We start from the raw sequence: 7,898 nt of genomic DNA on the forward strand, positions 1-7,898 counted from the left end.
CACGAGATCGAGCTGCTCAAGTATCACGACATGTACGTGGACAAGGCTCGGCGCCTCGGGTTGGAGTGCCCGGCGCTCTCCATCACCAACGAGCAGGCCGTCGCCGCAGTGAGCGAAGCGGTGAAGACCTTTGCGAAGCACGGCGTGCGCGCGCATTGCCTCGATCTGGACGCCGCGCGGCACCACGCCGAGTTTCCCGCGCGCGTGTACGACATTCAAAACGCGATCCGCGCCGACGGCTACAACTTCTGCTTCGAAGTCGCCTTCCTGAAAACCGAGTTCTACAAAAGAAACGGCTTCGCCGAGCCGACTCCGATCCACCGGGCGCGGCGGCTGGCGTACGTGCTGGAACGCAAGAAGGTGACGATCTGGCCCGACGAGCTGATCGTCGGCAATTTCACGTCCAAGCGGCGCGGCGCGCTGGTGTGGGAGGAATACTCCGGCGCGTTGTTCGGGACGATTCTGCACAAGCTAAACCGGCAGCAGCCGGTGGCGTTCCGGTGCTCGCGCGAAGACCGGCTCCGGTTCTATCGCGAGGTGCTGCCGTTCTGGTTGAAACACGGGCTCGTCCGGCAGAATTATCGGTCGCTCGGCGATTTCCGACTCGCGTTCGCCCGCATCTCCGAGATGAGTACCGGTTTCAACAACAACCTGTCGGGCATCGCGCACTTCGTGGTGAATTACGAGCGCGTGCTGCAACTGGGCACCAGCGGGATCATCCGGGAGATCGAGGCCGCGAAGGAGGAACACCCCGCGAACAATCAGGATTTTTACGACGGGGCGATCATCGCCCTCCACGCTCTCGAAACCTTCGCCCGCCGCTACGCCGACGAACTGGACCGCCTGTCGCGCGCCGAGGGTGATCCGGTCCGGCGCGGCGAGCTGGAGCAGATGGCCGCCGCGTGCCGCCACGTGCCGGTCCATCCGGCGCGGACGTACCGCGAAGCGATCCAAAGCATGATGTTTCTGCACATCGCGCTGTGCATCGAGTCCTACGAAAACGCCGTCTCGCCCGGCCGCCTCGACCAGATCCTCAATCCCTACTACGAGCGCGACAAATCCGCCGGCGTCATCACCTACGAACAGGCTCGCGAGCTGCTGGCGCTGTTCATCCTGAAACTCGACGAGGCTGTCCTGGCCAACGACGGCAACACGTACATGCGGATCGGTCGCCTGTTCGAGACCATGTCCACCGACCAGACGGTGACCGCGGGGGGCCTCGGCAAGGACGGGAAGGACGCGACCAACGATCTCACCTACGCCCTGCTCGACATCTGCGAACTCCAGCCCTACGCCGTCAACATGACCGCCCGCATCCACCCGGGCAGTCCGCCCGAATACCTGAATCGGTTGGCCGAGGTGTATATCAACGGCGCGCCGATGCCTGCGCTGTACAACGACGACATCTACGTGGACACGCTGCAACGCCACTATGACACGACCCCCGAGGACGCGCGAAACTACGCGATCATCGGGTGCGTCGAGCCCAACGCATCGGACGACCACTACGGCAACACCGACTGCGCCAACATGAACGTGACGTTGCCGCTGCTTCAGGCGCTACGGGGGGACGAGCGCGACCTGTGGAATTTCGGCCATGCCGACCAGCTCGAAAAAATCGCCACCAAGTTCATGGAGCACCATTTCCGCGACGGCGGTGAAAGGGCTCGGTGGGTATTCGATCGGTATTCGCGCGCGCGCGCGGCGTACCAAAAGGCGCGGGCTCCGAAGCTCGATCCGCCGAAGAACATGGACGAGTTGCTCGCTCGCTTTCAAACGCGCCTGAACGTAATAGCCACATCGATCCTGAGCGATCACCAACGGATCGAGCAGCTCCTGCGCGAGCAGTTTGCGGTTCCGCTGTCGTCGTCACTGTCGCGGGGGTGCGTCGAGAGGGGCAAGGATCTGAACGAAGGCGGCGCGCGGCACAACAGCAGCGGCATACAGGCCGTGGGCATCACCGACGCGGCGGACTCGCTGCACGCGCTCGACCAGGTCGTGTTCCGCCGGAAGCAATTCACGCTGGAAAAGGTGATCGACGCGATCGACCATGATTTTGTCGGTGGCGACCGCCCGCGTATCCGCGAGGCGTTGCTGGCCGTGCCCAAGTTCGGCGACGACCAGTCGACTGAGGCGGTGCGTTGGGTCAACACGACGTTGGAGATTTACAAAAACGCGCTGAAACAGGTCCCCAACTGCCCGCGCGACGGCATCTATGCGGCCGGTTATTACGCCCTGAACGTGAACGACGTATACGGAAAGAAAACGCCGTCGCTTCCTTCGGGGCGCCTTGCGGGCGTTCCCCTTGCCAACAGCGTGGCGCCGCACTACGGAATGCAGGCGGCGGACCTGCTGTCGTCGCTCAACAGCGTCGCCGGCGTCGATTTCGCCGAGTACGCGCCGAACGGCACCACGGTCACCTTCACCATCGACGCGGCGCTGTTCCAGGGGCCGGCGGGGGTCCGCAACCTGGCGGCGATTTTCCGCACGTACTTCATGAAGGGCGGCATGCAGTTCCAGCCCAACGTGATCAGCCGGGAGATCCTGTTGGACGCCTACGATCACCCCGAGAAGTACCCGTACCTTCTGGTGCGCGTCGCCGGTTATTGCGCGTACTTCAACCATCTGTCTGACGATCTGAAGAAGATCATCATCAACCGCACGTGCTACGGCTGATGCGTCGCGGCGCGCGCCGGCGCCGCGACGAAGCGCGAAAGCACGCCACGGCGCAAATGGCTCGCGGCCAAACTTTCCTTGACAGGCCAACGGGGCATCGCGTAGCTTTTTTGCGCTCGTCGCCCACTCCTTCGTGAGGGTTTCATGCGCACCCGAATCCGCACTCGACTCCGCTTTGGAGCCGCGCTCATCCCGATCTTGATCTGCGTTTTCGCGGCGAGCGCCCTGGGGATGGGCGACATGGGCGGCACCCCGGCGAAGTTTCCGAAACCCCGCAAGAATTTCCATGCGAAAATCGTCGATATCAAGGGCGAAGTGTCCGAGGCCGAACTCGTCTCGTGCGGCGGTTCGACCAAGATCACCGGTTATCGCGGAAGCACCAAGATCGAAGTCCCCTTCGCGCGTATTCACACGGTCCGCATCAAGGATCTGGACAACCGATACAAGACCGCCGAGCTGACCATGTGGGATGAGACGAACTACGAAATCCGGGTGAAATCCTTCGGCGTGTGCCAGGGGCTCACCTCGCTCGGCGAGGTGACGGTGAAGATCAAGGACATCCGGGAAGTCGTTTTTGAAAAAGGCGAGTACAGCGAGTTCGGAACGGCGGCCGAACCTACGCCCGAGCCCTGAGGGACCGGCTCGCCGCGGAGCCCGCTTTGAAACGAAAAATCCTGTGGATCGTCCTCGGCCTCGTGGTCGCCGGCATCGTCGCGTTGATCGTCGTGTCGGCGGTTTCCGAGCCCAAAGTCAGCGTCAATACGAAAAAGGTCGAACGCAAGGACATCGTCCAGACCGTCTCGGCCTCGGGCAAGATTCAACCCGTCGTCAAGGTCGATCTGTCGGCCTACGTCTCGGGGGAGATCACCCGCATCCCGGTCATCGAAGGGCAGGCCGTGAAACGCGGCGAACTGCTCGTCGAACTCGATTCCACGCGATATCAGGCGAGCCGCGACCAGCTCTCCGCCGCCAAGCGCGCGGCGGAATCCCAAGTGGCCCTTGCACGGGCAAACCTCGACCAATCCGAGCGCGATCTCAAACGGCTCGAACAACTCGCGACGAAGGACTTGGTGTCGGCCACGGAGCTCGAACGCGCGCGCACGACGCTTCAGGTGCAGGAAGCGACGATGCGCACCGCGGAGGATCAGGCGCGGCAGGCCGGCGCGGGGCTGCGCCAAGCCGGCGACGACCTGCGCAAGACCACGCTCACCTCGCCGCTCGACGGCGTCGTGATTGCCCTCAACAAAAAAGTCGGCGAGATCGCCATCGGCTCCCAATTCACGCGCGACGTCATCATGACCGTGGCCGATGTCTCGGCGATGGAGGTCAAGGTCGAGGTGGACGAAAACGACGTGCCCGCGATCCAGCTCGGTCAGACGGCCGAGGTCGAGGTCGACGCGTTTCCGGACCGCAAGTTCAAGGGCGAGGTCACGATGATCGGCCATTCGGCGAAGACCACCGCCCTCGGCACGCAGGAAGAGACAACGAACTTCGACGTCACCGTCACGATCCGCGATGACGTCTCGCTGCTGCGATCGGGCATGAGCGCCACCGCCAATGTTGTCACCGACACGCGCACGGGCGCGCTGGCGGTGCCGATCCAGTGCGTGACCATGCGCGACCCGACCGCCGATCCCAAAAAGCCGGTCGGGCAGGTGCAGGCCGACAAGCTCAAGGATGTCGCGTACAAGGTCGAGGACGGTCGTTCGAAAATGACCGTGATCGAAACCGGCATCAGCTCCGAGTTCGACATCGAGATCAAGACCGGGCTTGATGAAGGCGCCGAACTCGTGTGCGGTCCGTACAAGACGCTCAACAAGGACCTCAAGGAAGGCGACCTGCTGGAGATCGGCGAGGAAACCGCGCCCACCGAGGACGACCAGGCGTCATGAGCCTTCTTCAGTGCATCGACTTGCAGAAAACCTATGACCTGGGGACGCAGAAACTCCAGGTCCTGTTCGACGTGAATGTGTCGATCGACGCAGGTGAATACGTCGCCGTGATGGGTCCGTCGGGCTCGGGCAAGTCCACGCTGATGAACATCTTCGGGTGCCTCGACACGCCGACGGGCGGGCAGTACGTGCTCGACGGCGAGCAGGTCGCGGGCATGAATGACGACCAGCTCGCCGACGCTCGAAATCGCAAGATCGGCTTCGTCTTTCAGACATTCAATCTGCTGCCGCGCCAGTCGGCGCGGGCCAATGTCGAATTGCCGCTCATCTACAAGGGCGTGCCGGCCGCCGAGCGCCACGCCCTGTCGATGGCCGCGCTCGAGTCGGTGGGGCTCGCCGAGCGCGGGCACCACAAGCCCAACGAGTTGTCGGGCGGCGAGCGCCAGCGCGTGGCCGTCGCGCGTGCGCTCATCAACCGACCCTCGATCCTGCTCGCCGACGAACCGACCGGCAACCTCGACACGCGCACCAGCGTGGACATCATGCGCCTGTTTGGGAAGCTCCACGCCGACGGCAACACGATCATCCTGGTCACGCACGAGGAGGACATCGCCGAGTACGCCCATCGCATCGTGCGCCTGCGCGACGGCCGCATCGAATCGGATCGCCCCGGTTCGGGCAAGACCTGAGCGCCGGAGCGCCGCCGTGGTGTACTTTCTCTTCGAAAGCCTGCGCATGGCGCTCTCGTCGCTGCGCTCGAACAAGCTTCGCAGCCTGCTCACCACGCTCGGCATCGTCATCGGCATCACCACGGTCATCGCGATCATCGCGGTCATCACCGGGCTCAACAAGGCGTTTTCGCGCGAGCTGTCGTCCATCGGCAGCAACGTGCTCTACATCCAGAAGTGGCACTGGGCGTCGAACGACTGGTCGCTGACGCGAAAGTGGAAGGACATCGGCGACCGGGAACTGCATGCGGTGCAGGCCGGGATGACGAAGTCCGACAAAGCGAGCCCGGTTCTCAGCACCGTGCGCAAAGTGAAGTACAAGAGCCGCAAAGCCGAGGACACGTTTGTCTCCGGTGCGGGAGAGGGATACGGCGAGATCCGCGGCGTCTTTCCCGCGTCGGGACGATACCTCACGCAGATCGACCATCGCGGAGCGCGCAACGTCGCCGTCATCGGCTGGGAGCTTGCCGAGCGACTGTTTCGGCAGGAAGCGCCGGTGGGCAAGTCCATTCAGGTCGGCGGGCGGAAGTTCCAGGTCGTGGGCGTACTCGAAAAACGCGGCGACTTTTTCGACATGAATCTCGACCGCATCGTCATCATGCCGATCGAGGCGTTCATGAAAAACTTCGGCCGCCAGCGCAGCCTGACCATCGTGGTACGCCCGAAGAATCCCGAGCAGCCGCAAAGCGCCATCGACGAACTGCGTTCCATCATGCGGCGCGCGCGCCACATCCCATTCGGCGAGCCCGACAACTTCGCCATCAATCAGGTCGATACGCTGCGCGAGCTGTACGACAAGCTCACCGGCGGCCTCTACGCGGCCATGTTCGGCGTGGCGACGATCTCGCTCATCGTCGGCGGCATCGGCATCATGAATATCATGCTGGTGTCCGTCACCGAACGCACGAAGGAGATCGGCATCCGCAAGGCCGTCGGCGCGCGGCGCTCCAATATCCTCGTGCAGTTCCTCATCGAGGCGATCCTGCTGTCGATTCTCGGCGGCATCATCGGCGTCGCGGCGGGGTTCGCGATTTCGTGGATCGTCAACGCCGTCAGCCCGGTGCCGGCGCGCGTCGAGTGGTGGTCGGTGGGTCTGGGTCTCGGATTTTCGGCCACGGTCGGCATCGTCTTCGGGGCGTACCCCGCCCGACGCGCGGCGACGCGTGATCCCATCGTCAGCCTGAGGTACGAGTGATGGCGGTTTCCGAGCGCATCCGGCGCATGCGGGCGCTGTGGGAGGCCGTGAAGATGGCCTTCGACGCCGTTCGCGCGAACAAGATGCGCTCGGTGCTCACGTGCCTGGGTATCATCATCGGCGTGGCGACGGTCATTGCGATGATGAGCATCGTCAAGGGCATCGACAACATCATGACGACCGAGCTCAATCGCATCGGAGCGTCGTCGTTCTTTCTGAAAAAATACCCGTCGATCCAGATCAGTTTCGACTGGCACAAATTTCACAAACGTCCGAACCTCGACATGGATGACGTTAAGGCGATCATGGCCGGCTGTTCGTCGGTCGAGATGGTTTCGCCGACGGTCGTCTATTTCAACGAGGTCGTTCGCGCGGGGAATGAGAAGACCGATCCCGACGTCATGCTCGTCGGCGCGACGAGCACGTACCCCGAGATCGGCGGCATCTACGTGCAGGAAGGCAGGAATTTCTCGACCCTCGAAGACGTGAGCCCACGCAACGTGGCGATCCTCGGCACCGACGTCGTGGAGCGCATCTTCCCCTACGGCAGCCCCATCGGACGGTTCGTGCGCGTCGGCACGCACCGGCTTCGCGTGATCGGCGTTCTGGAGCGTCGGGGTTCGGTCTTCGGCCAGAGCCAGGACAAGCTGATCGCCCTGCCCCTCCCGACGCTGCTCAAGTCGCGCGAGCTCGACGACAATATGGAGATCGCAATCAAGGCGCGGCCCGGCGTTTCGATCAACACGGCGATCGACGAGGTCCGCGCGCTCATGCGGGTGCGTCACAAGCTCAAACTCACCGACGAAGACACGTTCGAGCTCGAAACCCGCGAGTCGATTACCCGCGCCTGGGCGAACATGACCGGCGCGATCTTCGCCGCCGCCATCGGCATCGCCGGCATCTCGCTGCTCGTCGGCGGCGTCGGCATCATGAACATCATGCTCGTCTCGGTGAAGGAGCGCACGCGGGAGATCGGCGTGCGCAAGGCGCTGGGCGCGCGCCCGCGCGACATCTCGCGCCAGTTCCTGATCGAGGCGTCGGCGCTCTCGCTGCTGGGCGGCATCATCGGCGTGCTCATCGCCGTCGGCGGACTGACCGTCGTCACGAGCGTCACCGACGCCCTGCCCGTCGAGATCACCGGATTCGCCGTGTCGCTCGCGCTCGGATTCTCGATCCTCGTCGGCATCATCTTTGGCGTCGTTCCGGCCCGCCGCGCCGCCGCGCTGAATCCCATCGAAGCGCTGCGTTACGAGTGACGGCCGGGCGCGGACTTTTTACACCGCGTCGATCTTGTTCGCGCGGCGGCGATGCGGTACACACGGACTCCCGCGACCGGCATCGGTCGACGGCGCGAAAGGATCGCATGACGGTTCACCTTCGCGCGGACGAACCCGCGCCCGACTTCAC

Annotated in this window: 6 protein-coding genes; all 6 read left to right on the plus strand. The window is 63.7% G+C overall.

Going from position 1 to position 7,898, the window contains the following annotated elements; all coding sequences use genetic code 11:
• A partial coding sequence (locus IT350_20145) for a hypothetical protein (protein MCC6160375.1) occupies positions 1 to 2,676 on the plus strand: 2,676 nt, incomplete at its 5' end.
• 144 nt (positions 2,677 to 2,820) lie between these two features.
• The gene (locus IT350_20150) at positions 2,821 to 3,309 is read left to right on the plus strand and encodes a hypothetical protein (GenBank protein ID MCC6160376.1); all 489 of its coding nucleotides are present in this window, start codon (positions 2,821 to 2,823) and stop codon (positions 3,307 to 3,309) included.
• Between the two features lie 26 nt (positions 3,310 to 3,335).
• Positions 3,336 to 4,568, plus strand: a complete 1,233-nt coding sequence (locus IT350_20155) for an efflux RND transporter periplasmic adaptor subunit (protein ID MCC6160377.1) — start codon at positions 3,336 to 3,338, stop codon at positions 4,566 to 4,568.
• Positions 4,565 to 5,257: an ABC transporter ATP-binding protein gene (locus IT350_20160; protein ID MCC6160378.1), complete on the plus strand. Its 693-nt coding sequence runs from the start codon at positions 4,565 to 4,567 to the stop codon at positions 5,255 to 5,257. The genes IT350_20155 and IT350_20160 overlap by 4 nt, the downstream gene beginning before the upstream one ends.
• A gap of 16 nt (positions 5,258 to 5,273) precedes the next feature.
• Complete coding sequence (locus tag IT350_20165) at positions 5,274 to 6,491, plus strand: ABC transporter permease (GenBank protein ID MCC6160379.1); 1,218 nt, start codon at positions 5,274 to 5,276, stop codon at positions 6,489 to 6,491.
• Complete coding sequence (locus IT350_20170; protein MCC6160380.1) at positions 6,488 to 7,747, plus strand: ABC transporter permease; 1,260 nt, start codon at positions 6,488 to 6,490, stop codon at positions 7,745 to 7,747. Before IT350_20165 ends, IT350_20170 begins: the two co-directional genes overlap by 4 nt.
• The last annotated feature ends 151 nt before the right edge of the window (positions 7,748 to 7,898 follow it).

Source organism: Deltaproteobacteria bacterium (assembly GCA_020845895.1).
In the GTDB taxonomy this organism is placed as follows: Bacteria; Lernaellota; Lernaellaia; order JACKCT01; family JACKCT01; genus JADLEX01.